22 protein-coding genes are annotated in these 24,738 nt (G+C 58.9%); 16 read left to right on the forward strand and 6 right to left on the reverse strand.

From position 1 onward, the window contains the following. Positions 1 to 163 precede the first annotated feature (163 nt). Positions 164 to 1,066, reverse strand: coding sequence for a ParB/Srx family N-terminal domain-containing protein (locus tag CBW22_RS25520; RefSeq protein ID WP_088518223.1), 903 nt, complete (start codon positions 1,064 to 1,066; stop codon positions 164 to 166). A gap of 137 nt (positions 1,067 to 1,203) precedes the next feature. Here CBW22_RS25520 and CBW22_RS25525 point away from each other — a divergent pair, with 137 nt between their 5' ends. Then, the gene (locus CBW22_RS25525) at positions 1,204 to 1,836 is read left to right on the forward strand and encodes a DapH/DapD/GlmU-related protein (protein ID WP_088518224.1); all 633 of its coding nucleotides are present in this window, start codon (positions 1,204 to 1,206) and stop codon (positions 1,834 to 1,836) included. A gap of 3 nt (positions 1,837 to 1,839) precedes the next feature. Here the strand turns inward: CBW22_RS25525 and CBW22_RS25530 are convergent, their stop codons facing one another. The 3 genes from CBW22_RS25530 to CBW22_RS26465 form a co-directional block, all read right to left on the reverse strand. Then, entirely contained in the window at positions 1,840 to 3,159 is a 1,320-nt protein-coding gene (locus CBW22_RS25530) for an MFS transporter (protein WP_058769834.1), read from the reverse strand. 201 nt (positions 3,160 to 3,360) lie between these two features. Beyond that, positions 3,361 to 4,329, reverse strand: coding sequence for a GT-D fold domain-containing glycosyltransferase (locus CBW22_RS25535; RefSeq protein WP_088518225.1), 969 nt, complete (start codon positions 4,327 to 4,329; stop codon positions 3,361 to 3,363). Positions 4,330 to 4,564: 235 nt separating this feature from the next. Then, a complete protein-coding gene (locus tag CBW22_RS26465) occupies positions 4,565 to 4,705 on the reverse strand; it encodes a hypothetical protein (protein WP_176428203.1) in 141 nt (46 codons plus the stop codon). A 195-nt stretch (positions 4,706 to 4,900) separates the two neighbouring features. Here CBW22_RS26465 and CBW22_RS25540 point away from each other — a divergent pair, with 195 nt between their 5' ends. After that, positions 4,901 to 7,261: a membrane-bound PQQ-dependent dehydrogenase, glucose/quinate/shikimate family gene (locus tag CBW22_RS25540; protein ID WP_088518226.1), complete on the forward strand. Its 2,361-nt coding sequence runs from the start codon at positions 4,901 to 4,903 to the stop codon at positions 7,259 to 7,261. Between the two features lie 60 nt (positions 7,262 to 7,321). Here the strand turns inward: CBW22_RS25540 and CBW22_RS25545 are convergent, their stop codons facing one another. After that, a complete protein-coding gene (locus tag CBW22_RS25545; protein ID WP_088518227.1) occupies positions 7,322 to 8,788 on the reverse strand; it encodes a catalase in 1,467 nt (488 codons plus the stop codon). 477 nt (positions 8,789 to 9,265) lie between these two features. On the opposite strand from CBW22_RS25545, the gene CBW22_RS25550 reads away from it, so the two are divergent. The 3 genes from CBW22_RS25550 (at position 9,266) to CBW22_RS25560 (ending at position 12,316) form a co-directional block, all read left to right on the forward strand. Continuing rightward, positions 9,266 to 10,687 (forward strand): carbohydrate porin, encoded by a 1,422-nt coding sequence (locus CBW22_RS25550; RefSeq protein WP_370586264.1) that lies wholly within the window; start codon positions 9,266 to 9,268, stop codon positions 10,685 to 10,687. A 166-nt stretch (positions 10,688 to 10,853) separates the two neighbouring features. Further along, positions 10,854 to 11,531, forward strand: coding sequence for a glutamate racemase (locus CBW22_RS25555; RefSeq protein ID WP_088518228.1), 678 nt, complete (start codon positions 10,854 to 10,856; stop codon positions 11,529 to 11,531). A gap of 80 nt (positions 11,532 to 11,611) precedes the next feature. Continuing rightward, entirely contained in the window at positions 11,612 to 12,316 is a 705-nt protein-coding gene (locus tag CBW22_RS25560; RefSeq protein ID WP_088518229.1) for a pirin family protein, read from the forward strand. 116 nt (positions 12,317 to 12,432) lie between these two features. Here CBW22_RS25560 and CBW22_RS25565 read toward each other — a convergent pair whose 3' ends face one another. Continuing rightward, a complete protein-coding gene (locus CBW22_RS25565) occupies positions 12,433 to 12,891 on the reverse strand; it encodes an RpiB/LacA/LacB family sugar-phosphate isomerase (protein ID WP_088518230.1) in 459 nt (152 codons plus the stop codon). A 433-nt stretch (positions 12,892 to 13,324) separates the two neighbouring features. Here CBW22_RS25565 and CBW22_RS25570 point away from each other — a divergent pair, with 433 nt between their 5' ends. From CBW22_RS25570 to CBW22_RS25620, 11 genes are all read left to right on the forward strand, one after another. Then, positions 13,325 to 14,659: an MFS transporter gene (locus tag CBW22_RS25570; RefSeq protein WP_058769829.1), complete on the forward strand. Its 1,335-nt coding sequence runs from the start codon at positions 13,325 to 13,327 to the stop codon at positions 14,657 to 14,659. 1 nt (position 14,660) lies between these two features. Further along, positions 14,661 to 16,406 (forward strand): dihydroxyacetone kinase family protein, encoded by a 1,746-nt coding sequence (locus CBW22_RS25575; RefSeq protein ID WP_088518231.1) that lies wholly within the window; start codon positions 14,661 to 14,663, stop codon positions 16,404 to 16,406. A gap of 2 nt (positions 16,407 to 16,408) precedes the next feature. After that, positions 16,409 to 17,185: a triose-phosphate isomerase family protein gene (locus CBW22_RS25580; RefSeq protein WP_088518232.1), complete on the forward strand. Its 777-nt coding sequence runs from the start codon at positions 16,409 to 16,411 to the stop codon at positions 17,183 to 17,185. Then, positions 17,182 to 18,000, forward strand: a complete 819-nt coding sequence (locus tag CBW22_RS25585) for a sugar phosphate isomerase/epimerase family protein (protein WP_058758582.1) — start codon at positions 17,182 to 17,184, stop codon at positions 17,998 to 18,000. The genes CBW22_RS25580 and CBW22_RS25585 overlap by 4 nt, the downstream gene beginning before the upstream one ends. Beyond that, complete coding sequence (locus tag CBW22_RS25590) at positions 17,997 to 18,854, forward strand: phosphogluconate dehydrogenase C-terminal domain-containing protein (protein WP_088518233.1); 858 nt, start codon at positions 17,997 to 17,999, stop codon at positions 18,852 to 18,854. Before CBW22_RS25585 ends, CBW22_RS25590 begins: the two co-directional genes overlap by 4 nt. Before the next feature lie 108 nt (positions 18,855 to 18,962). Continuing rightward, on the forward strand, positions 18,963 to 19,928 hold the full coding sequence (locus CBW22_RS25595) for a sugar-binding transcriptional regulator (RefSeq protein WP_021506007.1): 966 nt from the start codon (positions 18,963 to 18,965) through the stop codon (positions 19,926 to 19,928). Between the two features lie 156 nt (positions 19,929 to 20,084). Then, positions 20,085 to 21,188: an ABC transporter ATP-binding protein gene (locus CBW22_RS25600; RefSeq protein WP_088518234.1), complete on the forward strand. Its 1,104-nt coding sequence runs from the start codon at positions 20,085 to 20,087 to the stop codon at positions 21,186 to 21,188. A 27-nt stretch (positions 21,189 to 21,215) separates the two neighbouring features. Beyond that, positions 21,216 to 22,493, forward strand: coding sequence for an ABC transporter substrate-binding protein (locus CBW22_RS25605; protein ID WP_088518235.1), 1,278 nt, complete (start codon positions 21,216 to 21,218; stop codon positions 22,491 to 22,493). Between the two features lie 10 nt (positions 22,494 to 22,503). Beyond that, complete coding sequence (locus CBW22_RS25610) at positions 22,504 to 23,415, forward strand: carbohydrate ABC transporter permease (protein ID WP_088518236.1); 912 nt, start codon at positions 22,504 to 22,506, stop codon at positions 23,413 to 23,415. Continuing rightward, positions 23,412 to 24,230 carry a carbohydrate ABC transporter permease gene (locus tag CBW22_RS25615; protein WP_088518237.1) on the forward strand — a complete coding sequence of 273 codons (819 nt, stop codon included), beginning with the start codon at positions 23,412 to 23,414 and terminating at the stop codon, positions 24,228 to 24,230. Before CBW22_RS25610 ends, CBW22_RS25615 begins: the two co-directional genes overlap by 4 nt. A 12-nt stretch (positions 24,231 to 24,242) precedes the next feature. Beyond that, positions 24,243 to 24,738: metallophosphoesterase (locus CBW22_RS25620; RefSeq protein ID WP_176428204.1), on the forward strand; the 496-nt coding region annotated here is incomplete at its 3' end.

Below are 24,738 nucleotides of genomic sequence, written 5' to 3' on the forward strand. Positions count from 1 at the left end.
AATTCAGGGCGTTGCATGGTAACAGTCTCAGTCCAGGGCATAGTGAGTCTCCTCTGCTATGCCGTTTATAACTGTTACCCATGTGCCCGGTCTAAAGTGTTACCCATGTGCTCGGTTTGTACCTTGATGCGCACCTGGATAACCCCAACACTACCCAGCCCGCTTAACGTTTAAACGCCCAGCTCAGCTTACCGTTATCGGCGCTTAACTTGTGCAGCGACTTCTGGTTCACCGCGTCTCTGGCACCGAGCGCCTGCGCCGTCAGCGGACCGCTATCACTCTGCGCAATCACCGTATCCTTCGGCACGCTCACCATCTTCTCCGCCACCTTTTTCACCGCTGCGGCGTAGCCGTCGCGGTCGCGCAGGTTGAACGCTTTCAGCGGCAGTTCCCGGCTCAGCCACTGTCCCCAGAAGAATTCCAGGAACGGCGGCGGGTTGTCTGGCTTATCGAAGCCGATATCGCGCACAAAATAGATCAGCGAACGATACTCATCATCCTGCATATGCTGGCGACCCAGCTCCTGCGGCAGCGCTTCGGGGGCGATTTTACCGTTTGGCGTCTCCAGCCATACCAGATGTGCCGCCGCCATTTTCTGCCAGAAAGCAGCCTGGCTTTTCAGCGGGCGGAAATCATCGGTAATGCGCACCTGCACCGGCGTTGACAGGCCGGCCATGTCCGCAAAGTTGCTGAACGTATGGTGACCATCAGTCAGGTACAGTTGATTATCCGGACCGATCACCGCGGTTTTCATCGGGCCGGGCTCGCTGCCGACCGGCGCCTTACAGCTGAAACTGGCCGGATCGCGCACGGTGGAGCGCGGCGTGAAACTTTTCACCCCTTTTTGTCCCATGCTTTCGCAATAGTCATCGAACAGCTTTTCCGGATCGGCCTGATAACGATGCTGCTTGTAATCCAGCTGGCGATAACCAATGGCGGCCTGAGTGGGATGCAGCTGCGCCAGTTCGACCTGCACAATTTCTCCGGCTTTGATGTCGGGCGGCAGGGCGGCAAAGGCGGGGGCGGTACTGAATAGCAAGGCTAATAACGGCAGGGACGCTTTCATTCCATTTTCTCCTGAAGATCTCCCGGTGGAGCAACACGATAGCATTCCTGTCATCTTCCCGCTCTAGTGTTGTGGCTCGCGGTTGCGTTGAGGCAACCACTTATCCAGACATCTGACCACAACGGAGCACCTGCTTTATGATTTCTTCCACACAGCCTCCCGCTAAACTGCAACACACCGCGATCGATCCCAGCGTCCGTCTGCGCGACACGCAGATTGGTCAGCAGTGTGAAATTCTGGCGCACAGTTATCTGGAATACAGCGAACTGGGTGATTTTTCCTACCTTGGGGAACACTGCTGCGTGGCGGATGCGCAGATTGGCCGCTTCACGGCCATCGCCAATCAGGTGCGTATCGGGGCACCGAATCATCCGATGGATCGCGCCTCACAGCATCGCTTCACCTACTGCCCGGAGTATTACGACAGCCACGCGCAGCGCGATGCCGGTTTCTTCGCCGTACGCCGTGCCGATCGGGTGATCATTGGTCACGATGTGTGGATCGGTCACGGCGTGATTGTCCTGCCTGGCGTGACGGTCGGTGACGGCGCCGTGCTGGCGGCCGGGGCGGTGGTGAGTAAAGATGTGCCGCCTTACACCATTGTCGGAGGTGTGCCGGCGAAACCGATTCGCGCCCGTTTCAGCGCCGACATCGCAGCGCAGCTGCAGGCGATTGCCTGGTGGAACTGGCCGCTGGAGAAGCTGATGGCGCACCTGGCGGATTTTCAGTCGCCGGATATCGCCGCCTTCTGCCAGCGGCACGGACGATAACCCTTACACGGCCTGCTGCGCGGCGGCTGGCGGCGCATCGGCTTGCAGGCGTTTCTCCGGCTGCAGCAGCGTCATGGCCAGCATGCTGCCAAAGGCGATACAGGCGGTGACGGTAAACATGGCGTTATAACCGTAGTACTGCGCCAGCCAGCCGCACAGCATCGGTGAAATGATCGACGCGAGGTTGGCGATGGCCAGCGTCATGCCGCTGAAGGTGCCGACCGATGCCTTCGGCGTCACGTCAATCACGACCGACCAGTAGACGTTATTCACCAGCGCATTGAGCGCGTTGCCGAGCGTCATCAGCGCGATAATCCCGGCAGCAGATCCGACCCAGGGAATAGCCATAAAGCAGCAGGCGGTGGCGCACAGCGTCACGGCGGCAAACAGGTTGCGCGCCAGCCGCAGATTGTTAAAGCGTGCCAGCAGGCGATCGGCGATGCGCCCGCCCAGCAGCACCGTCAGGCAGGCACCGCTCCACGGGATCATCGCCACATACCACAGCGAGTGCAGGTCATAGTGAAAATTATCCTGCAGATATTTCGGCAGCCAGGTCACCAGGGTAAAGGTGATGTAGAGGAAACTGAAATAGCCCAGCGCGTTGCACACCAGCGTGCGGCTGGTGAAGAAGCGCCACCAGGGCAGCGCGCCTTCGTCCTGCGGCTGCTGGCGTTGCCCGGCAATGATCAGCTGACGCTCGACGGCATTGGCGCGCGGATGTTGCTGTGGCGTATCAGTAAAGTGGCGGGCAAACAGCAGCATCGCCAGCAGTGAAAACGCGCCGAGCAGCATAAACATCATGCGCCAGTCGTTGGTGAGCAGCAGCAGTCCGACGGCAATCGGTGCGGTCAGCAGCGAGCCCACCTGGGTGCTCAGCAGGCCAATTCCCAGCGCGAAACCGCGTTCGTTATCCGGTGCCCAGTGGGCGATGGTTTTGTTCATCAACGCGTAGGCCGGCCCTTCGCTGAAGCCAAACAGCACGCGCAGTGCAGCAAACCCCATGATCGCCGAGCCGCCAAACAGCGCCATGCCCAGCTCTCCGGCCCAGGCGGTGGCGATCTCCAGCAGCGACCACAGAATGCCAGCCATCAGCCAGACCTTTTTAGTGCCCAGCCGGTCGGCAAGGAAGCCGCCGCACAGCGACCCGAACAGATAGCCAAAGCCAAAGTAGCCCAGCACGGCACCGAGCTGCACTTTACTGAAGTGAAATTCCTGCGAGATGGCGTTGGCGGCGAACGACAGCGCACCGCGGTCGATGTAGTTAATCAGTGCGATGAGAAACAGCAGCGAGAAAATGGTGTAGCGGGTTGAGGACGCTTTCATCATGCGACTCCTGAAAATGAACACAGGAATCATTAAGCAAAGGTAATGCCAGATTGCTAAGGCTGCTAACTAATTAGTGTCCGCCATGGTATATTGCCCGCGCCGCCTCAGTCGGAACCATCGCGCTGGCTGATAAATACCCGCTACCTGAGCGTACTGCACCAAACCGATCGCGGGCACGATCGGTTTCGGTGCGCTGCATCACACTATCGGCTGCGTGACCACCGCGGCACTGCGCAGTGGCTCCTGACCTAAGCCAACGTGCAGCAGAATCTGGCTGCGGTAATGCGCATCCGCTTCCTGCTGTTCGTCACTCTGTAATAAACCGACCTCATTCACATTTTTCCCCGCGACCTGCACCTTAGTGCGTGCCGCGCTGCGCATCCACTCGTACTCAATATCGATATGGCCGGTATCGATGCAGCGAATGCCGTGCTGACTGAGGTCGTAAGCCAGCACGGTTGCCGTCGGGCCAAGAGAGATCAATACCATGTCGAACTCGCGCGCGTGCGCCAGCACATTACTGTATAGCTCGTTATAAACCGAAAAGGCGTTACGGTTGAGGGTGGTAATGCGCCGGATCTGCCGCGCGCCATCCAGCAGATCGTTACCGAGACCGAGGCGTGTGCCGCTACCCTCAACAATCAGAATTTTTTTATCATGAAACAGCTGTTTAAATTTGGCAAAAATACGCGCTGCCGGCTGTTTATCTTTATAATCATGATAAGGTCGCGTTACCGACGTATTACCATAGCGATAGCCTTTCTTTAATAAATGCTCATAGTGGCGAAAGAAAAACGCTTTATGAAAAAACCAGAAAAGCGCTGAGCCAAAACGCATATTCCCGGTACCGCGAAAGGCATCAGGCATACACATCAGACAGCGATTATCGCTCTGCGTGCCACGGCGCATGATCTCTTTCAGGCGAATGGAGAGGCGTTCATCAAAAGACTGAAAGCCTATATTCTTAAATAGCGTCATTTCCAGTTCCCCATCCCCATAGCGGCACACTGAGAGCCGGTCATCGCTGAGCAGCAGATCGATGGTCTGTTCTGCTGACAGGACCTGATATTGCCGGGCGTGCGCATTGGCCACGGGAAATTTAATGGCAGCGTGTGTGAGTTTAAATGGAAAACGTAATTTGCGATAAAAAGCGTCTGCGCTGATCATAATAACCTTCTTTTTATAAGCGGCTTTGCCGCAGAGCAGTCAGATAATGTATATCACCGATTAATTAGGCAGACAGGCTAAGGAAACTCTCAAAATAAGAAATACGCTATTTCATTTATCAATGTCACTGCGCCGGACAAACGTTATTTTTAGGGCAAAGCGCAGCGTTGCCTGCTTTTTTAGCATCCGGTTCTGACATGACCAGGACAAATCGCATTTGTACACCACTAATCAATTAAATAATTTCACCAGAAATACATGCGCCGACAAATTGCAGGCTGCCGGGAAGCACGCCTGCCGCGCCTTGAGTCATATCGCACGCTGCGTTATCAAAAAATGCGGATTTTCCTGATGATTGATTAATTTCCTCCAACAAAATTGAAACGTGATTTCACTCACACTACGAGCGAAGCGGGGCGCAGCAGGAAGGAGCAGAGCTACATTGATAAGCGGCACTAACGACACGCCGCCAGGCAGATTTTTAACTAATGGTTACGTAAGTTAAGATTTTGTTGAGTTTATGTGTCTTTAGTTTGGGGTGGTTAATAATGATGAGCGTTGAGGGATTCGCATGATAAACAAACTGACCAGTCTCGTGCTGGCGATTCTGGGTGTTGCGCTGCTCTATATGGGCGGCAAGCTGCTGATGATGGGCGGCAGCGCATTTTACGCATTGATGGCGGTGGGATTACTGATCACCGCCATTTTACTGTTCCGCAATCAGCGCAGCGCGCTGAGCCTGTATGCGGTGCTGATGTGGATCACGCTGGCATGGATGATCTGGGAAGTCGGCTTCGACAAGTGGCAGTGGATCCCGCGCGGCGATCTGTTTGGCGTGATCGGCCTGTGGCTGGCGATGCCGTGGGTGGTCAAACCGCTGTATCAGGGACAGCGTCGCTTCCACGGCCTGCTCGGCAGCACGGTGGCCATCATGATTGTGCTGGTAATTGGATTGTGCTTTTACGATCCGCTGCCGCAGGCCGGCACCATCACCAATGCGCGTGAACAAAACAGCGAGCAGGGTGCGAGCGCTGACTGGACCGCCTACGGCGGCACCGCCGACGGCCTGCGTTTCTCCGCCCTGAATCAGATCACCAAAGAGAACGTGCGCAATCTCGAAGTGGCCTGGACCTATCACACCGGCGATCTGCGTCATGATAACGACGCCACCGAATACACCTTCGAAGCCACGCCGCTGAAAGCCAACGGCATGCTCTATTTCTGTACGCCGCACAATGAGGTCCACGCGCTCGATCCGCAGAGTGGTGCGGTGAAGTGGAAATACACGCCGGCGAAAGATCGTTCTTATCTGCAGCAGCATCAGACCTGCCGTGGCGTCAGCTATTACGCGGGCGCACCGGTTGCCGCACAGGACACGGCGGCGACGCCGGCGATGTGCCGCAAGCGCATCTTTAACGCCACCACTGACGCCCGGCTGATTGCGCTGGATGCCGACAGCGGCAAACCGTGCGCCGATTTTGGCAACAACGGTGTGGTGGATCTGCATGCCAATATGGGTGAGGTTCGTCCACACGCGCTGATGCAGACCGCCGCGCCGCTGGTCGCGGGCAATCTGGTGATTGTCGGCGGCTCGGTTATGGATAACGGCTTCAACAGCGGTAACCCCTCTGGCGTAATTCGCGCCTATGATGTGCAAAGTGGTCGTCTGGTGTGGAACTTTGATCCGGCTAATCCGCAAAATACCGCGCCGATAGCTGCTGGCCAGACCTATCCGCAGGATACGCCGGTGGCCTGGGGTACGCTGAGCGCCGACCTGAAAAACGGCCTGGTGTATGTGCCATTTGGCAACGCCTCGCCGGATGAACTGGGCATTGAGCGCGATGCCAATAGCAACACTGAAAAATTCCGTGATGCGTTAGTGGCGCTCGATCTGCAGACCGGGGCGTTCAAATGGCGCTATCAGAGCTCCCATCACGATCTGTGGGACCGCGATAACCCGTCACAGCCATCGCTGGTCGATATCGATTATCAGGGCCAGAAACAGCCGGTGGTGATCCTGCCGACCAAAACCGGCAACCTGTTTGTGCTCAATCGCCTGACCGGCCAGCCGGTTTATCCGGTGAACGACGTGAAGGTTTCGACGGAAGGCGGCGTGCCGGGCGAGAAATTCGCCGCCACCCAGCCGGTATCCAGCCTGAACTTTATTCCGCAGCCGCTGACTGAGAAGTCAATGTGGGGCATCACACCGTTTGATCAAATGGCCTGCCGTATGGATTTCCGCAGCCTGCGCTATGACGGCAATCCGTGGACGCCAGCCACAGAAGGCGGCTCGCTGGTGTTCCCGGGCAATATCGGGGTGTTCAACTGGGGATCGGTGGCGGTTGATCCGCAGCGTCAGATGCTGATTGCCGCACCGGTGCGCCTCGCCTACAAATACAACCTGATCAAGCGTACGCCCGCCACGGCGACGGAGCGCCTGTTCACCAAAGATGGCCAGCCTTACTGGAACGAAAACTTCCACGGTGATTACGCCATCCACATCCAGCAGCTGGCCTCTGGTCTCGGCATTCCATGCATTGCACCGCCGTGGGGCCGCATGGTCGGCGTGGATTTGAAAACCGGCAAAACCGAATGGCTGCGTCGCGTTGGCACCACGAAAAACCTGAAAACCAGCTTCCTGCCGGGTCGCTTCCCGATTGGCTTCCCGATGGGCATGGTGGCGCACGGCGGGCCACTGCTGACGGCCGGCGATCTGGTGTTCCACGGTGCGACCGCAGACAACTTCATTCGCGCCTATGACAGCACCACCGGCGAACTGCTGTGGCAGCAGGAGCTTAGCGCCGGCGCACAGGCGACACCATCCACTTACATGGGCAGCGACGGTAAGCAGTACGTGGTGATTGCCGCGGGCGGTCACGGTTCGCTCGGCACCAAAGCCGGCGACAGCGTGGTGGCGTTCCGTCTGAAATAATCCTGTCGATGCAAAAAAGGCGCCCGCGGGCGCCTTTTTTATTGCTCTGATATCAGCTGATTAACGCTTTGCGCGCTCGGTTTGCACCCGCTGGGCAATGCGATCGCCAATCGTCTGATCGATGTTGCGCCAGTACTCAAACGCGCGCGACAGCACCGGCTCCTCCACGCCGTTGAGCAGATGACCGCTGACGTTATTTACCAGACGATCACGCGCCGCCTCATCCAGCACTTTATTGACCAGCGTATTGGCCTGGCCAAAGTCATCATCATCCTGACGCAGCGTGTAGGGCGCGCGCACCATGTTGCCGTGCGCTTCCCAGGTGGAATCCGTCGGGTAGCGCTCGCCGTCCGCCGCCGGACCGCCTTTCGAGTTCGGCGCGTAGACCGGATCGCTGACCGGATTGATGCGCATCGCGCCATCCTTGCTGTAGCTGTGCACCGGTGCCTGCGGGGCGTTGACCGGAATCTGCTTGTAGTTAACGCCAAGACGGGCGCGGTGGGCATCGGCATAGGCAAACACCCGGCCAATCAGCATCTTATCCGGGCTCAGCCCGATGCCGGGCACCAGGTTGTTAGGTTCAAACGCCGCCTGTTCAATCTGCGCATGGTTGTCGGTCGGGTTACGGTTGAGCATCAGTTTGCCGACTTTAATCAGCGGATAATCGCTGTGTGGCCAGATCTTGGTCAGATCAAACGGGTTGAAGCGGTAGGTTTCCGCCTCGGCGAACGGCATGATCTGCATGTACAGCGTCCAGCTGGGGAAATCACCATTTTTGATGGCGGTGAACAGATCGCGCGTATGGTAATCACCGTCCTGGCCGGCCAGCAGATCGGCGTTATCCTGCGTCAGGAACTCCACACCCTGATCGGTTTTGAAGTGGTATTTAACCCAGAATTTTTCCCCGGCGGCGTTAACCCACATATAGGTGTGGCTGGAGTAACCATTCATGTGGCGCCAGCTTTTCGGAATGCCGCGGTCGCCCATCAGCCAGGTCACCTGGTGCGCCGACTCTGGCGACAGCGTCCAGAAATCCCACTGCATATCGTTATCGCGCAGATTGTTGTCGGCACGGCGCTTCTGCGAGCGGATAAAGTGCTGGAACTTCATCGGGTCACGGATAAAGAACACCGGCGTGTTATTGCCCACCATGTCGTAGTTGCCTTCGCTGGTGTAAAACTTGATCGCGAAGCCGCGCGGATCGCGCCAGGTGTCCGGGCTGCCGCGCTCGCCGGCCACGGTGGAGAAGCGCATCACCACATCGGTTTTGGTGCCGGGCTGAAATACCGCTGCTTTGGTGTAACGGCTGACATCTTCTGTCACCTGAAAATAGCCAAATGCACCGCTGCCTTTGGCGTGCGGCTGACGCTCTGGAATACGTTCGCGGTTGAAGTTAGCCATCTGCTCAATCAGGTAGTGATCGTGCAGCATCAGCGGGCCGTCTGGACCGACGGACAAAGAATGTTCGTCGCTGGCTACCGGAATGCCAGCATCCGTGGTGGTCGGCTTGCGATCGTCATTGCTCATAATATCTCCAGCTTTTGTAAGGATAATCCAACCACTAAGCGTAGCAGCGAGGCGCAGGCTTGCCCGAATAATTGCGCCGTCTCATCTGGTTGCCGCATTAAGCGATGCGGCACAGCTCGCAAATTTGCTTTTTATTTCTGCTGCAGGCTAAGCAGATTTTCCGTGCCGGAAAAAGCGCCATTCTGCGAATGGGATCGGAAAAGAAAAATTAATTCACCCGTCTTTTAAGACAGGTCGCAAAGGATTTTTCCATTTAAGTAAAAACAGACCTTGAATTAATCAATCATTTTATAACTTCATGTAAAATATCACTTTTTAATTTAATGATATTGATCAAAAAGAACCACAATCCGCTTATTTATGCTCTCGCTGCGTCAAAGGCAATCCCGTTGTAATTAATGAATGGACATAATAAGAGAGATAAATATGGTGATGCATAAGGCTAAAACCGCGCGCCTGGCGCTGGCTATCGCGGGGATGATGGTGGGTGGCAGTGCAGCGGCACAGTCATTAACGCTGGAGCAGCGTCTGGCCCAGCTGGAAGAGAAAATCGCGCGCGATGAGCAGCAGCAAAAGGAGGCGAGTGCCGGAACAACCAACACGTTCCGCTTTTCCGGCTACGCCCGTTCCGGCCTGCTGATTAATGATAAAGGGCGCGGTGGACGTGCCGGACCTGCTATTTCGCCTGCCAGTTCGATCGGCGGCGATGCGCATATTGGCCGGTTAGGGAATGAAAAAGATCACTACATCGAGCTGGGCTTTCATAATCAAACCCGGTTCAGTAATGGTTCGTGGGCCAATTTCAAAGCGCTGCTGGCAGATGGCTCATCCAGTCCGGACCCGTGGGTGCAGAATAACGACAATAATCTGAATATCCGCCAGGTGTATGTCGAAATGGGGGATCTGCCCAGCTTTGGGGGCGCCGCGCAACATGCCTCGCTGTGGGCAGGTAAACGCTTTGACGGCGACAATTTTGATCTGCACTTCACTGATACCGATATCGTCTTTCTTGGCGGCACCGGCGGCGGCATCAGCAACCTGCAATGGAACGAGCAATGGCGCAGCGATTTCTCCATTTATGGCCGCAGTTTTGGCGACTTGGGCAGCAGCCGCTACGACGATAACAACGTGCAAAACCTGCTGCTGACCTCGAACCAGTTTTACGGTAACTGGCAGTGGATGCTGACCGGCATGAGCGCAAACGGCAACGACGAGCTGAAAGGGCGCGCATCGACCACCGGCAGCTATGCGCTGCGCAGTGACGATACGGCAAAGCACGGCGTGTTTACCATGCTGGCCTGGCACGATAAAAACCGCTTCTACGGACTGGCACCGGGCAGCAGCACTCACGCCATTCAGTGGGGGAAAGGGCTGGGCGCAGAAACCCGGCAGATCGGTGGCGACGGCGACTTAACGCGCAACGCCAGCGCGCTGCGACTGGCCACCTTTGGCGTGATGCCACTCAGCGATCGCTGGTCAGTCGCCCCGTCGCTGCTGGCGCAGCACAGTGAAGATCGCTACCGCAAAGGCGATCGCTATGACTGGGCAACCATCAACCTGCGCGCCTCCCAGGCGATTACGGAAAACTTTGCGCTGCAATATGAAGCGTCGTGGCTGTATATGGACCTCAAACCCAATGGCCGCAGCTATCAGGATGGCGGCAGCATCGCGACGTACAACGCGGTGAAGGGCGACGTGTATAAGCTGACCTTTGCGCCAACATTTAAAGTCGGCAACATCAACGACATGCTGGTGCGGCCGGAGATTCGCCTGTTCGCGACCTGGATGAACTGGTCTAAAGCGCTGGACAACTATGCGCTGAACGATGATTTCGGCAGCGCGGGCTTTACCGCTGGCGGTAGCTGGAACTTTGGCGTACAGGCAGAAGTGTGGTTCTGAGATCGCACTTCGCGCTGACCGGCTGAAGGAAGGTTGCACGGTGTGAGGCGTTGAAACGGCCTCGCACCGCATCCGGCGAAACCTGCCAGGCAGCGGTAAAGCTGCATTCCGTCACCGATTGCGGCTATAGTGCAACGTACTAAACCTGAAGCGATAAGGAATCGTTGTGACCATTGCCTGCCTGCATACCGCCGCCAGTAATATTGCTATTTTTGATGACGCCGCACAGTCGCTCGGCATTCCGCCTCAGCAAATCAGCCATCTGGTGATGCCACATCTGCTGGCAGAAGCAGAGCTCAGCGGTGGCATGACGCCGGCCCAGCAGCAGCGTCTGGAGCAGCTGTTACTCAGCCTGACGCCGTGGTTCGACGCGATACTGATTACCTGCTCTACCTTAGGTGCCGCCGCAGACAGCCTGCGCGATGCACAACAGCACTGTGCGGTTTATCGCACTGACCGTATGCTGGCGGACGAAGTGCATCGCCGTGGCGCACCCGCGCTGGTGCTGTGTGCCGCGGAGTCTACGCTGCACAGCACATGCCAGCTGTTTTGCCCGGAGCGTCTGGCACCCGACCAGCGTCCGCAAGTCAGGCTTATCCCTGATGCCTGGGCCGCATTCAAAGCTGGCCGGCTGGACGACTATTACACGCTGATCGCCGATGCCGTCGCTCAGGGACAGCAGCAGGGCGCGGTTCAGGTGGCGTTAGCGCAGGTGTCAATGGCCGGGGCCGCGTCGCGTTTTCCTGCGCCACAGCGGCCACTCACCAGCCCGCACCTGGCGCTCAGCTTCGTACTGCAGCAGGCTAAAGGCGCGGACGAAGGTCATTCAAAACCACTGATTTAAGCCAACAAAAAGCCCTACTGTTACGCAATTTTGCAGCCTTTATGATGGTCATCAGAACCTGACTTTTAAGGAAGCCACTGATGAACGTGATTAAAGCGCAGCGTGACCAGCTGTTTGAATACGGTCCCTTTACCATTCGCCGGCAGCGGCCGGGAGAACCACTGGGCGCGCTGGCAATTGTCGACCAGATGACGCTGAAGCCCGGCGCGATGGTACCGATGCGCCGCCATCAGGATGATGAGATTTTCAGCTATGTCTGGCGCGGCTCGGTGCAGTACCGGCGCGAGGAGGGAGAGACTCTCGCCCTCAACGGCAAACGCGCACTGCTGGTGAACGCGGGCAGTGGGGTACGTCATGAAGAGTCAGCACCGCTGATTGAAAGCGAAATGCTGCAGGCGTACATCCGCCCGGCAACCGGCGGCGGTGAAGGGCAGGTGCAGAGCGTGTACCGGGCAGAAGGGGCGGCGCTCAACCAGTGGACGCTGCTGGCCGGTCAGCAACACAGTGAGGCGCCGCTGACGCTGCGTCAGGCCGTTTACATCTATGACGTCAGGCTGGATCGTGGAGCACAGATCGAGGTGCCGCATTTGCCGGGTTATGCCAGCTGGGTCACGGTGCTGGAGGGTATTGCACGCACCGGGGATGTGCGACTGCAAAAGGGCGATGCGGTAAGCGATAGCGCTGCCTTGCCGGCTATCCACGGTGAACGCGACGCCCTGCTGGTCGCCTTTCTGGTGCAGCAGGATGCGCCTGCAGTGCTCAGCGGTACGCTAAGCGGCAGTTAAAACACCGGGTATGACACGGCTGGCACGCACCAAAGTGGCCAGGCGTGTCAGCGTGCCGCTGGCGATGTCACCCACTCAGGCGCCGCCGGCTTTGCGACTCAGCGTCCGATAACCCATTATTTCGCGTGTGACACCTGTTCGTAGTAACCGATCTTCTCCACTTTGGCGGTCGAACCGCCCCCTTCAAACTCGGATGCCAGCCAGGCGTTAACGATGTTTTTCGCCAGTTCCGGCCCGATTACGCGTGAGCCCATGGTCATGATCTGCGCATTATTACTTTTGCGCGCGCGCTCGGCGGAGAAGGTGTCATGACACTGCGCGGCGCGCACGCCTTCCACTTTATTGGCAACAATCGCGACGCCGATGCCGGTGCCACACAGCAAAATGCCGCGCTCAAACTGCTTTTGCTGCACCGCCGTCGCCAGCGCAAACGCCATGTCCGGATACATCGGGCGGTCATTTTGCGCGTCGTTACTGTAATCAGTTACCTGATAATCCTGCTCCTCCAGCAGCTTTTTAATGATGTTTTTCAGGTCGATAGCCGCATCATCGGCACCAATAGCGATAGTTTTCATCACGTCTCTCCAGTAACACAGGGTCTGACACCTGCACATATGTTCGTCAGGTGATTAGATGTTCATTGACAGCCTGCCATAAAATCAAACATATGTTCAATACGTGTTCATATGATTTAGCGATCGACCACGCAAAATCTCACACACATCCTGATGGAACGATCGCGCAGCGCCGCTCTGCTGCGAAAAATCCTGAAAATACCACCGAAAACAAATCTCATGCGCACTGTCACACTTTCGCCAACTGCGCTTGAGGTGCGAGCAAATATCCGTGTAGTGTTCATTTGTTCGCATGACCCTATCCATGTACAAGAAGACCCATTGAGGACTCGAACATGTGTCATTTGCTTCTTACCTCGCATTTTGTCTGTCGCCAGCGCCGGTTTTGCGCCTGGCCAACACCGTCTCACTGCGCACGTTTCGGAGGTGCGTTATGAATCAGTCTGCTGTCAGCGCGGTTGAGCAGACCGCAATCCGCAAAATCTCCTGGCGCCTGGTACCGTTTGTGGCGCTGATGTTCTTTATCAACTTCCTCGATCGCACCGCCATTTCCTTTGCCGGCCCAAACGGCATGACGCAGGACCTCGGCCTCAGTGCGCTGCAGTTTGGTCTCGCCTCCGGCATCTTCTTTATTGGTTACATCCTGCTGGAAGTGCCCAGCAACCTGGCGCTGCATAAGTTCGGCGCGCGGCGCTGGCTGGCGCGCATCATGATCAGCTGGGGCATCGTCTCGCTGCTGTTTACCTGGGTCAGCAGTGTCGAAGGGCTGTATACGCTGCGCCTGCTGCTGGGGATTGCCGAGGCCGGTTTCTTCCCGGGCGCCATCCTGTATCTCAGCCTGTGGGTGCCGGCGCGCCACCGCAGCAAAATTCTCTCGCTGTTCTACCTGGCACAACCGCTGACGGTGGTATTTGGCGCACCGCTGGCTGCCTCGCTGATTGAGCAGCACGGCCTGTTTGGCCTGGAGGGCTGGCGCGTAATGTTTATGGGCGTATCGCTGCCGGCGATCCTCATCGGGATTGTGGCGCTGTTCTGGCTGGTGGACTCGCCGCGTCAGGCGAAGTGGCTGAATGACGACGAGAAAAACTGGCTGATAGCCGAACTGGAGGCGGAACATCAGCACAAGCAGGGCCAGCACCCGCACAGCGTGCGTTCGGTGATGGGCAACAGCCGCGTGTGGATGCTGTGCCTGATCTACTTCGGCTTTATTTACGGCCTGTACGCGCTGGCGTTCTTCCTGCCGACCATTATCGCCGGCTTCCAGCAGCAGTTTGGCACCACCTTCAACGTGATGCAGAAAGGGCTGATCACCGGCGTGCCGTACCTGATCGCCGCCGTCGTGATGTTTTTCTGGTCGCGGGATGCCGCGCGGCGCGGCTGTAAAACCTGGCACATCGCAATTCCTGCGGTCGCGGGCGGCGTCAGCGTACCGCTGGCGCTCTACATGGATTCACCGTTTACCACCATCCTGGTGATCGCCGTAACGGCCAGCGCCATCTTCGCCGCATTGCCCAATTTCTGGACGCTGCCAACGCAGTTCCTGACCGGCGCATCGGCCGCGGCGGCGATTGCGCTGATTAACACCCTGGGCAACGTGGCGGGTTTCTCCGCCGGTTACATCACCGGCGCACTGCATGATGCCACTCACAGTTATGTGTTACCGATGTTCGTGGTCGGCGGTTTTATGCTGCTCTCCGCTGTATTGATGCTGTTCCTCAATCGCCGTCGCGCGCAGCCTCTGCCAGCCTCATTTGTACAGGAGCAATAACATGACGTACCTGTTTAACCAGCCATCCGCGTTTGCCGCGGAACTGATCGAAGGCTTTGTGGCCGCCAACGCCGATAAAGTACGCCAGGTGAGCGGTGGTGTGGTGCGCAGCACGCGCAGCCAGCCGGATACCGTGGCGGTGATTGTCGGTGGCGGTTCCGGTCACTATCCCGCCTTTGCCGGATTGGTCGGCCAGGGCCTGGCGCACGGGGCGGCAATGGGCAATCTGTTCGCTTCGCCGTCAGCGCAGCAAATCTATAACGTCGCGCGCGCGGCGCATAACGGCGCGGGTGTGCTGTTGCTGTTTGGAAACTATGCCGGTGACGTGCTGCATTTTGGTCAGGCGTGCGAGCGGCTGCGCGCTGAGGGTATTGCCTGTGAGGTGCTGGCGGTAACGGATGATGTGTCCAGCGCCAGCCACGATGAGCGTCTGAAGCGACGCGGCGTCGCCGGCGATCTGTGTGTGTTTAAAGTGGCGGCGGCCGCGGCAGAAGCGGGTGACGATCTGGCTACGGTGCTGAAAAAAGCGCAGCACGCCAACGATCGCACCCGCACCTTCGGCGTGGCATTTTCCGGCTGCACGCTGCCGGGCGCTGCGCATCCACTGTTTGAGGTAGAGAAAGGGCGCATGGCGCTCGGGCTGGGCATCCACGGTGAGCCGGGCATCAGCGAAACGGCGGTGCCGCGTGCCGACGAGCTGGCAGAAATCTTTGTCGACCGGCTGCTGAGTGAGCGGCCAGCGGATGTGGCGCAGGTGGCGGGACAGCGCGTGGCGGTAATCCTCAACGGTCTCGGTTCAGTCAAGTATGAAGAGCTGTTTGTGGTGTATCGCCGCATCGCCCAGCTGCTGTCGGCGGCGCAGTTGCAGGTGGTGGAGCCGGATGTCGGCGAATTCGTCACCAGTTTTAACATGGCAGGCGTCTCGCTGACGCTGATGTGGCTTGATGATGAACTGGAAACGCTGTGGCGCGCGCCGGCCAATACGCCAGCCTACCGCAAAGGCAGCGTCCTGATTGCCGAACCGCTCAGCGCCGCCGAGTGCGAAGAGATCCGTGAAGAGACGTTACCGCAGGCCAGCACCGCATCACAACACAGCGCCCGGCGCGTTCTTGAGCTGCTGGAAGCGGTGGCAGTGATGATTCAGCGTCATGCCGGCCAGCTGGGCGACATTGATGCGGTAGCGGGCGACGGCGATCACGGCATTGGCATGGAGCGCGGCATACTCGGCGCAGTGGAAAAGGCGCGTGAGGTGGCCGCGCGTGGCGCCGGCGCTGGCAGTCTGCTGTGTCGCGCCGCCGATGTCTGGGCGGATAAAGCGGGCGGCACGTCCGGAGCCCTGTGGGGCGTGGCACTGACCGCGCTCGGCACCGCGCTGGGCGACAGCGCGGCAGCGGATGCAACACGCGTCGCTGCCGGCGTCCGGGATGCCAAAGAGGGCATTATGCACTTCGGCAAAGCGCGCGTCGGTGATAAAACCATGGTTGACGTGCTGGTTCCGTTTAGCGACACGCTGAGCGCTGCGGTCGCGCAGGGCGCATCACTCACTGAAGCCTGGTTACGTGCGGCAGCGGTGGCGGAGCAGGCCGCGCAGGCCACCGCACAGCTGGTACCGAAAGTGGGGCGAGCGCGGCCGCTGGCAGAAAAAAGCGTTGGCACGCCGGACGCCGGTGCGGTTTCACTGGCGATGATCGTCAACACCGTTGGCAATCTGTTAAAAGAACACAGTGCATCTGAACAGGGAGCGTAATTATGGCTCAGCCTAAAATCTGGCTTGGCGTCAGCCTGAAAATGTATTTCGGCTATCAGCAAACGCTGGCGTGGTGTCGCGAGGTTGCGACGCTGGCGCAGCATCCGGCGGTGCAGCGCGGTGATGTCGGGCTGTTTGTGCTGCCCGCTTATCCGGCCATCCCGGCGGTGACGGAGATCTTTGCCGGCACGCCGGTGCGCGTCGGCGCGCAGGACGTGTGTCAGGCGGAAAACGGCGCCTGGACCGGTGAGGTCAGCGCCAGCATGCTGCAGGAGCTGGGGTGCTCACTGGCGGAGATCGGTCACGCCGAACGCCGTCGCCATTTTCATGAAGATAAAACGCAGATTGCCGCCAAAGTGGCGATGGCGCTGCGTTATCGCCTGACCCCGGTGCTGTGCATCGGTGAACCGCAGCAGGGCACGCCTGAGCAGGCGATTGCGCTGTGCCAGCAGCAGCTGCAGGAGGCGCTGGCGCAGGCAGTACAGCACAATCTGCACGGAGAAGTGTTGTTTGCTTACGAACCGCAGTGGGCCATCGGTGCCCCGCAACCGGCGCCGGACAGCTACATCCGCGCGGTGTGCAGCGGGCTACAGCAGCTGACGACGCCAGACGGCATCACGCTGCGGGTGATTTACGGCGGCAGCGCCGGGCCGGGTCTGATTCAGCGCCTCGGCGGCGACGTCAACGGCCTGTTCCTCGGCCGCTTTGCCCACGATCCGCAGGCGCTGGCGCAAATCGTGCAGGAAGCCAGTGAGCTGGCTGAGGAGCTGCCGTCATGAGCCGCATCGGACTCAGCACCTACGCTTTTTTCTGGCGCATGTCGCCCCAGGTGCCACAGCCGCTCACGCTGGCGCAGATGCTGCAGCACACCGCCGATCTCGACGTGTCAGTATTTCAGATCTGCGACTACCCGGCGATTGAGCAGTGGTCAGATGAACAGCTGCTGGCGCTGCGTCAGCAGGCGGATGCGCTTGGCATCACGCTGGAGCTGGGTACGCGCGGTCTCGGCAGCGCGCACCTGCGCCGCTATCTGCACATCGCCGCCATTCTCGACGCGCGCGTAGTCCGCTCAATGTTCAACACCGCCGATCACCGGCCATCGCTGGATGAAGCGGCCAATCTGATTGCTGCCGTGCTGCCGGATTTTGCCCGCCAGCAGGTGCGGCTGTGCCTGGAAACCTACGAGCAGGTCAGCAGCGCGGCGATGATGTCGGTGATCAACCGCTTTCTCTCGCCGTGGCTGTGTGTCTGTCTCGATCCGGCCAACTGCGTCGCCGGACTGGAACTGCAGGAGCAGGTGATCGCCAATACCGCTGCGCGCGTCGGCAATCTGCACATCAAAGATTTCGCTTTTACCCGCCGTGCCGGCTGGGTCGGTTTTACCCTGGCCGGCTGTCCGATGGGCGAAGGGAAGCTGGATTATGACCGGCTGATCGCCAGCGTGCGGCCGGTCGATCGCGACATCAACCAAATCATCGAACACTGGTTGCCGTGGCAGGACGATGCCGCGCAGACCTGCGCGCGGGAAGCCGAATGGACCCGCCGCGCCGTTGAATTCCTACGCAGTAAACAAGATCAGGAGTCGTTAACATGAGCAAGGCATTGAAAACCATCACCGTGATCGGCGCAGGCGGCAAAATGGGCATGCGTATTTCCGCTAATTTGCAGCACAGCGCTTATCAGGTGTTTTACTGCGAGAATTCACCGCAGGCGCAGCAGCAGGTGACTGCACAGGGACGCGAGCTGTCGGATGCCGCGTCGGTGGTGCCGCTGAGTGACGTGGTGATCCTCGCCGTGCCGGATATCGTACTGGGCAAAGTCTCGCAAAGCGTGGTGCCACAGATGCAAAGCGGTGCGGTGCTGCTGACGCTCGATCCGGCCGCGGCCTACGCCAACCTGATCGCCCAGCGTGACGGCATCGAGTATGCGGTCGCGCACCCGTGCCATCCGTCAGTATTTCTGGCCCGCTACACCAAAGAGGAGCACGCCGATGCGTTTGGTGGCGTTGCTGCCGTCCAGCACGTCGCGGCAGCCTGGGAAAGCGGCAGCGCTGAACAGAAGGCAGAGCTGAGTAAGGTAATCAGCGTGATGTACGGCCCGGTTGATCAGGTGCACTGGGTCACGGTGACGCAACTGGCGTATCTGGAGCCGACGCTGGTCGAAACCGTCGCCTGCATGGTCGGTGCCTTCATGAAAGAGGCGCTGGATGAAACGGTGAAACACAGCGGCGTCCCGGAAGAGGCAGCGAAGGCCATGCTGTACGGCCATATTCAGATTGCGCTGGCGGTGGCTTTCCGCGCCACCAACCCGTTCTCGGACGCCTGCATGATCGCCATGGAGTATGGCCGCGAGAAGATCATCAAACCGGACTGGAAACAGATCTTCGATCAGCAAGAGCTGGATAAGGTTATTGCCCGCATGCTGAAAATTGACGCCATTCAGCGTTAAGCGTGACAGCCGCGGCGACTCGCGGCGTTGCTGGCTGGCGAAGCGAGTCGCATCAATGATATAACTCCCTGCTGAGCACTCCGCACGACGATACAAGACAGGTAACGGATGGAAAAAAACACGCTTTCTCAGGACTCCGAGCTGCTGACGGAAATTGCCGTCGCCTACTATCAGGACGAAATCACCCAGGAGGAGATTGCGCGTAAGTTTGGGATTTCCCGTATCAAGGTGGGGCGACTGCTGAAACGCGCGCGTGAAGAGGGCATCGTCGAGATCAATGTGCGCTACCATCCGGTGTTCAGTACGCGGCTGGAACAGCAGTTGCAAACGCGCTTTCCCCATCTGCAGCGCGCGCTGATTGCCCTCGATTCGCCAGACAGCGACGAGCAGCGGCGTCAGGTGGCTGCGCTGGTGTCGGCGCATCTCGCGCAGTCGCTGAAAGACAACGCCATTGTCGCCGTGGGCCAGGGACGCAACGTGGCGGCCGTCGCCGATTATCCCGGTCAGGTGCCGACGCGCAACTGCCTGTTTATCAGCGGCATCGGCGGCACCCATCGTCCGGGGGATGCCATCAACGCGGACCACATCAGCCGCCGGCTGGCCAAAAAGTTTGGCGGCATCAGCGAAACCCTGTACGCCCCGGCTTACGTCGAAAACCGGGCGCTGCGCGACGCCTTCATGCAAAACGGCACCATCAAAGAGACGCTCGACCGCGCGCGCAAAGCGGATGTGGCACTGGTGGGCATTGGTGACATGAACGAAAACAGCTATATGGTTAAGCTCGGCTGGTTCACACCGCATGAGATCATTGATGCCAGCGTCAATCAGGGCGTGACCGGTGATGTGGCCGGCTATGATTTTTTTAATGCCCAGGGCCAGCACGTGGATACGGTGATGAACGACCGGGTAATTGGCCTGAGTATCGACGAGCTGCGTAAAATTCCCTGCGTGATTGCCATTGCCGCTGAAAACACCAAAGCCATGGCGATCCTCGGCGCGCTGCGCACCGGCGCTATCGACATCATTGCCACCACGGCGCAGAACATCCGCACCATTCTGAGCATGTCACAGTAACGCATAAACGCCTGCCCGGCGCGGCCTGCGGGCGTGCCGGGTGAGGGGGATGCTGCGCCAGGTCGCCGTCCATCACCCAACCGTCACGTCAGCGCCATAAATCTTTCATCCGCCTCAGCTAGCTTACCGCCATTCTGATTTCAGGACTGCGGATGCATGAGCCATCTCTCGCTGCAACACATCACCAAAACCTGGGGCGATAAAATCGCGCTGCAGGATATCAGCTTCGACGTGGCGCAAGGCAGTTTCGTCGCACTGCTGGGGCCTTCAGGCTGCGGTAAATCGACGCTGTTGCGCACCCTCGCCGGGCTGGAAACGGCCGACAGCGGCCGCATTTATTTCAATCACACCGACGTCACGCCTCTGCCACCGGCGCAGCGCAAGCTGTCGATGGTGTTTCAGTCTTACGCGCTGTTTCCTCACCTGAGCGTGCGGGAGAATCTGCTGTTTGGCCTGAAGGCGCGCGGTGAAGATAAGAAACAGTTTGCCGCCCGGCTGGCGCAGGTCAGCGCACTGCTTGAGCTGGAACCGCTGCTGGCGCGCCTGCCTTCACAGCTCTCCGGCGGCCAGCAGCAGCGCGTGGCGCTGGGCAGGGCGGTGATCGCCAACAATACGCTGTGCCTGATGGATGAGCCGTTATCCAACCTGGATGCCAAACTGCGCCAGAGCATGCGGCGCGAAATCCGCGCGCTACAAAAGCAGCTCGGGCTGACCATGTTGTACGTCACCCACGATCAGACCGAAGCGATGAGCATGGCCGATCACATCATTCTGCTCAACGATGGCCGTATTGAGCAACACGGCACGCCAGACCAGCTCTACAACCAGCCGGCGAGCTGTTTTGCCGCGCAGTTTATTGGCGCACCGCCAATGAATATCCTGCCACTGCACAGCAAAGGCGCGCATCACTACCTCAGCCATCTCAGCACACCGCTCCTGACCTATGCCGGCGAAACGGCGCTGAGTCTGGGCCTGCGCGCGGAGGATATCCAGCTGGTCGCCCCGCAGCAGGCCGCGCTGAGTGCACGGGTAGTGAGCTACGAATACATGGGCGCGGATACGCTGCTGGTCTGTCGGTTGCCCGGCATCACGGAATCACTGACCGTCAAAGTGCCCGGCCTGCAGCGCTTCACGGATGACAGCCTGGTCGGCCTGCAGTGGTCCACCAGCCGGCAATACCTGTTTTCCACCACCAGCGGTCAGCGCTGTGTCGCTGCAGAACACCCGATGTTGCTCGCTGAGAAAAAATACGCTGTTTAACCGTTGTCGTTTATTCAAGGGAAAATCATGTCTGCGATCCGTTTCTCGCCTCTGGCTTGTGTCGTTATGCTGTGTGCCTCCGCGTCGGTGTTTGCTGCTGAGCCGGTGAAGTTACAGATGTACTATCCGATTGCGGTCGGCGGTAAAGTCAGCCACACCGTGGAAGCCCTGGTGGCGGATTTTGAAAAACAGTACCCTGAGATCAGCATTCAGCCGGTCTACACCGGCGATTACGCCACCACTGTGACCAAAGCGCTGACGGCGTTTCGCGGCGGTAACGCACCGCAGCTGGCGGTGATGGGCGATATTGAAGCCTGGTCGCTGATGGATGCCGGTGCCATCGTCGCCGCCAGCGATTTAGCCACGGGTGAAGAGGGCAAACAGTGGATCGACAGCTTCTATCCGGCCTTTTTGCGTCGCATTGAGGGCAAAGTGTGGGGCGTGCCTTTTCAGCGCTCAACCGTGGTGATGTACTGGAATAAACAGGCATTTGAGAAAGCCGGCCTCGATCCGAATACACCGCCCGCCACCTGGCAGCAGGTGGTGGCATACAGCAAAAAACTGACGCTGAAACAGGCCAGCGGCGTCAGCCAGTGGGGCATTGAAATCCCTTCCACGCCGAACGGCTACTGGAATTTCCAGGGGCTGGCAGCCACCAATGGCGGACGGCTGGATAACGGCAAGGGCAACGCCGTGTATTTCAACACGCCGGGCAACGTGGAAACCCTGCAGTGGCTGACCGATCTCGGCCAGAAAGAGGAAGTGTCGCCGAAGGGTGCGATTGCCTGGGGCACCACGCCGCAGGATTTCATCAGCGGCAAAACGGCCATGATGGTCACCACCACCGGCAACCTGACCAACGTGCACGACAACGCGACCTTCCCGTTTGGCGTCGCCATGCTGCCGGAGAAAACCCAGCGCGGCAGCCCGACCGGTGGCGGCAACCTGTACGTGTTCAAAAGCGCCTCACCGGCGCAGCAGCAGGCGGCGATGCGCTTCATCCGCTGGGTCACTGCACCGGAACAGGCCGCGCGCTGGAGTATCGCTACCGGCTATGTCGCCACCTCGCCAGCAGCGTGGGACACGGCGGCAATGAAAGCCTATGTGCAGCAGGTGCCTCAGGCACTGGTGGCGCGTGAGCAGCTGAAATATGCTCAGCCGGAACTCTCGACCTACAACAGCGTGCAGATTCAGGACGCGCTCAATCACGCCATTGAAGCAGCGGTGACGCAGAGCAAAACCCCGGCCCAGGCGCTGGCCGATGCGCAGAAACAGGCTGACCGCCTGCTGAAAAACTATCAGTGACGGCCGCGTGATGAGCTCATTCTCTGGCAGCGCCGCCACGCTGCGCCCGCGCGGGTGGTCATTGCAGCTCAGCGGCTATTTGCTGCTGCTGCCCGCGCTCAGCTTCCTGCTGCTGTTTACCCATTACCCGGCACTGGCCACGCTGTGGCAGAGCCTGTTCAGCGCTGCGCGCGCTTCGCATCCGGCCCATTTTGTCGGGCTGGATAACTATCGCGCGCTGCTGGATGACGACATTTTTATGCAGTCGCTGTGGAATAACCTGCTGTATGCGCTGATCACCATTCCGCTGGCGGTAATGCTGGCGCTGCTGATGGCGCTGGCGGTCAATCGTCGGCTGCGCGGCAACGCACTGGTGCGTGCGGCCTTCTTCATTCCGTCGCTGCTGCCGATGATCGCCATCGCCAATCTGTGGCTGTTTTTCTATACACCGCAGCTTGGCATCCTGAATAGCCTGCTGGCATGGTTTTCGCTACCGGCGGTCAACTGGCTCGGCGAGCCGGATACCACGCTGTACTGCCTGATGGCGGTTTCGGTATGGCGCGAGGCGGGCTTTTTCATGATCTTTTATCTAGCCGCGCTGCAGCAGATCGATCCGCGCCTCAGCGAAGCCGCCGCGATTGAAGGCGCATCGCGCGGTTACTTTTTCCGCCGCGTGCAGTGGCCGCTACTGCTGCCAACCACGTTGTTTGTGCTGATCAACGCCTCGATGAACGCCTTCCGCATTGTCGATCAGGTGATTGCCATGACCAACGGCGGCCCAAACAACAGCAGTAGCCTGCTGCTGTTTTATATCTATCGTACCGCGTTCAGTTTCTGGGACATGCCAGCCGCGTCGGCCATGACGGTAGTGCTGCTGGTGATCCTCGGATCGATTGCGTTGATCAAATTTCATCTGCTGGATAAGCGAGCCCATTATCAATGAAAGCTGCATCCTCTCCGGGCGGTTTTGCGCTCAACCTGCTGATTTGGCTGGCCGCGCTGTTGTGGAGCTTGCCGATGCTGGTGGCGCTGTGGATTGCCATTCATCCGGCCGCCGGACTGGGGCACTTTTCGCTGCTGGCGCCGCTGACGCTGGAGAACTTCATCAATGCCTGGCACGCGGCACCGTTTGCCCGCTACTTCCTCAATACCACGCTGCTGGTGCTGATGATTGTGGTGGTCCAGCTGGTGCTGGCCACGCTGGCCGCTTATGCACTGGTGCGGTTCCGCCTGAAATTTTCCGGTTTCCTCTTCGCGCTGATTCTGCTGCAGCTGATGATCAGCCCGGATGTGCTGATTCTGAATAATTACCGCACCATCAGCGCGCTCGGGCTGCGCGATACCCTGACCGGCATTGCGCTGCCGTACTTTGCCTCGGCGTTCGCCATCTTTCTGCTGCGGCAGACGTTCAAAAGCATTCCGCTGGTGCTGGAAGAGGCGGCAACCGTTGAAGGGGCCAGCCGGTTTTACATTCTGCGCCACATCTACATTCCGCTGGCAAAGCCAATCTATGTGGCGTTCGCGCTGGTCTCGATCAGCTTCCACTGGAACGATTTTCTCTGGCCGCTGGTGATCACCGACTCGGTTCAGGTGCGTCCGTTAACCGTCGGGCTGCAGCTGTTTTCTGCGCCGGAGCAGGGCGTGCAGTGGGCGCTGATTGGGGCAGCAACACTGATGACCACCTTGCCGCTGCTGCTGCTGTTTTTGCTGTTCCAGCGGCAGTTTATTCAGTCATTCATGCGTGCCGGTATTCGCTAAGGAGAGCCAGAGATGGGATATGCCCATGCGCTAACCGCAGCGCAACACCAGCGGCTGGGTGATGTCGCTGAGCTGTATCAGTTACCGGATTTACGCGCGGCACCGCTCGACGGCACGCTGCGCTTCGGGCTGCTGGCCGATCCGCAATATGCTGACGTTGAGGCGGATGTCCCGGCAAATCTCTACTATCGTCATGCGCTGCATAAGCTGCCGCAGGCGATAACCGCGCTCAATCAGCAGCCGCTGGATTTTGTCGTTACGCTCGGCGATCTGGTGGATCGCCACTGGGCCAGCTATGCCACGCTGCTGCCGCTCTACGATCGGCTACTCCATCCGCATGCCGTGGTGCTGGGGAATCACGACGCCCAGACCATCGCGCATCACCTCGATGACGCGCTGCCGCTGCCAAAAAGTTACTATGCCTTTCAGCTGCCGGGCTGGCGCTTTATTGTCTACGACGGCAACGATATCAGCCTGTACTGCAATCAACACAACGGCGACGATCGCC

Source organism: Pantoea sp. VS1, from assembly GCF_002207995.1.
GTDB classification, from domain to species: domain Bacteria; phylum Pseudomonadota; class Gammaproteobacteria; order Enterobacterales; family Enterobacteriaceae; genus Pantoea; species Pantoea dispersa.

Bases quoted from the DNA above. Each gene is read 5' to 3' on its own strand.
- CBW22_RS25550 (WP_370586264.1), top strand. From the start codon at position 9,266: ATGATGGTGGGTGGCAGTGCAGCGGCACAGTCATTAACGCTGGAGCAG.
- CBW22_RS25600 (WP_088518234.1), top strand. From the start codon at position 20,085: ATGAGCCATCTCTCGCTGCAACACATCACCAAAACCTGGGGCGATAAA.
- CBW22_RS25575 (WP_088518231.1), top strand. From the start codon at position 14,661: ATGACGTACCTGTTTAACCAGCCATCCGCGTTTGCCGCGGAACTGATC.
- CBW22_RS25545 (WP_088518227.1), bottom strand. From the start codon at position 8,788: ATGAGCAATGACGATCGCAAGCCGACCACCACGGATGCTGGCATTCCG.
- CBW22_RS25525 (WP_088518224.1), top strand. From the start codon at position 1,204: ATGATTTCTTCCACACAGCCTCCCGCTAAACTGCAACACACCGCGATC.
- CBW22_RS25585 (WP_058758582.1), top strand. From the start codon at position 17,182: ATGAGCCGCATCGGACTCAGCACCTACGCTTTTTTCTGGCGCATGTCG.
- CBW22_RS25535 (WP_088518225.1), bottom strand. From the start codon at position 4,329: ATGATCAGCGCAGACGCTTTTTATCGCAAATTACGTTTTCCATTTAAA.
- CBW22_RS25595 (WP_021506007.1), top strand. From the start codon at position 18,963: ATGGAAAAAAACACGCTTTCTCAGGACTCCGAGCTGCTGACGGAAATT.
- CBW22_RS25610 (WP_088518236.1), top strand. From the start codon at position 22,504: ATGAGCTCATTCTCTGGCAGCGCCGCCACGCTGCGCCCGCGCGGGTGG.
- CBW22_RS25605 (WP_088518235.1), top strand. From the start codon at position 21,216: ATGTCTGCGATCCGTTTCTCGCCTCTGGCTTGTGTCGTTATGCTGTGT.
- CBW22_RS25560 (WP_088518229.1), top strand. From the start codon at position 11,612: ATGAACGTGATTAAAGCGCAGCGTGACCAGCTGTTTGAATACGGTCCC.
- CBW22_RS25520 (WP_088518223.1), bottom strand. From the start codon at position 1,066: ATGAAAGCGTCCCTGCCGTTATTAGCCTTGCTATTCAGTACCGCCCCC.
- CBW22_RS25615 (WP_088518237.1), top strand. From the start codon at position 23,412: ATGAAAGCTGCATCCTCTCCGGGCGGTTTTGCGCTCAACCTGCTGATT.
- CBW22_RS25570 (WP_058769829.1), top strand. From the start codon at position 13,325: ATGAATCAGTCTGCTGTCAGCGCGGTTGAGCAGACCGCAATCCGCAAA.
- CBW22_RS25530 (WP_058769834.1), bottom strand. From the start codon at position 3,159: ATGAAAGCGTCCTCAACCCGCTACACCATTTTCTCGCTGCTGTTTCTC.
- CBW22_RS25580 (WP_088518232.1), top strand. From the start codon at position 16,409: ATGGCTCAGCCTAAAATCTGGCTTGGCGTCAGCCTGAAAATGTATTTC.
- CBW22_RS25565 (WP_088518230.1), bottom strand. From the start codon at position 12,891: ATGAAAACTATCGCTATTGGTGCCGATGATGCGGCTATCGACCTGAAA.
- CBW22_RS25540 (WP_088518226.1), top strand. From the start codon at position 4,901: ATGATAAACAAACTGACCAGTCTCGTGCTGGCGATTCTGGGTGTTGCG.
- CBW22_RS25590 (WP_088518233.1), top strand. From the start codon at position 17,997: ATGAGCAAGGCATTGAAAACCATCACCGTGATCGGCGCAGGCGGCAAA.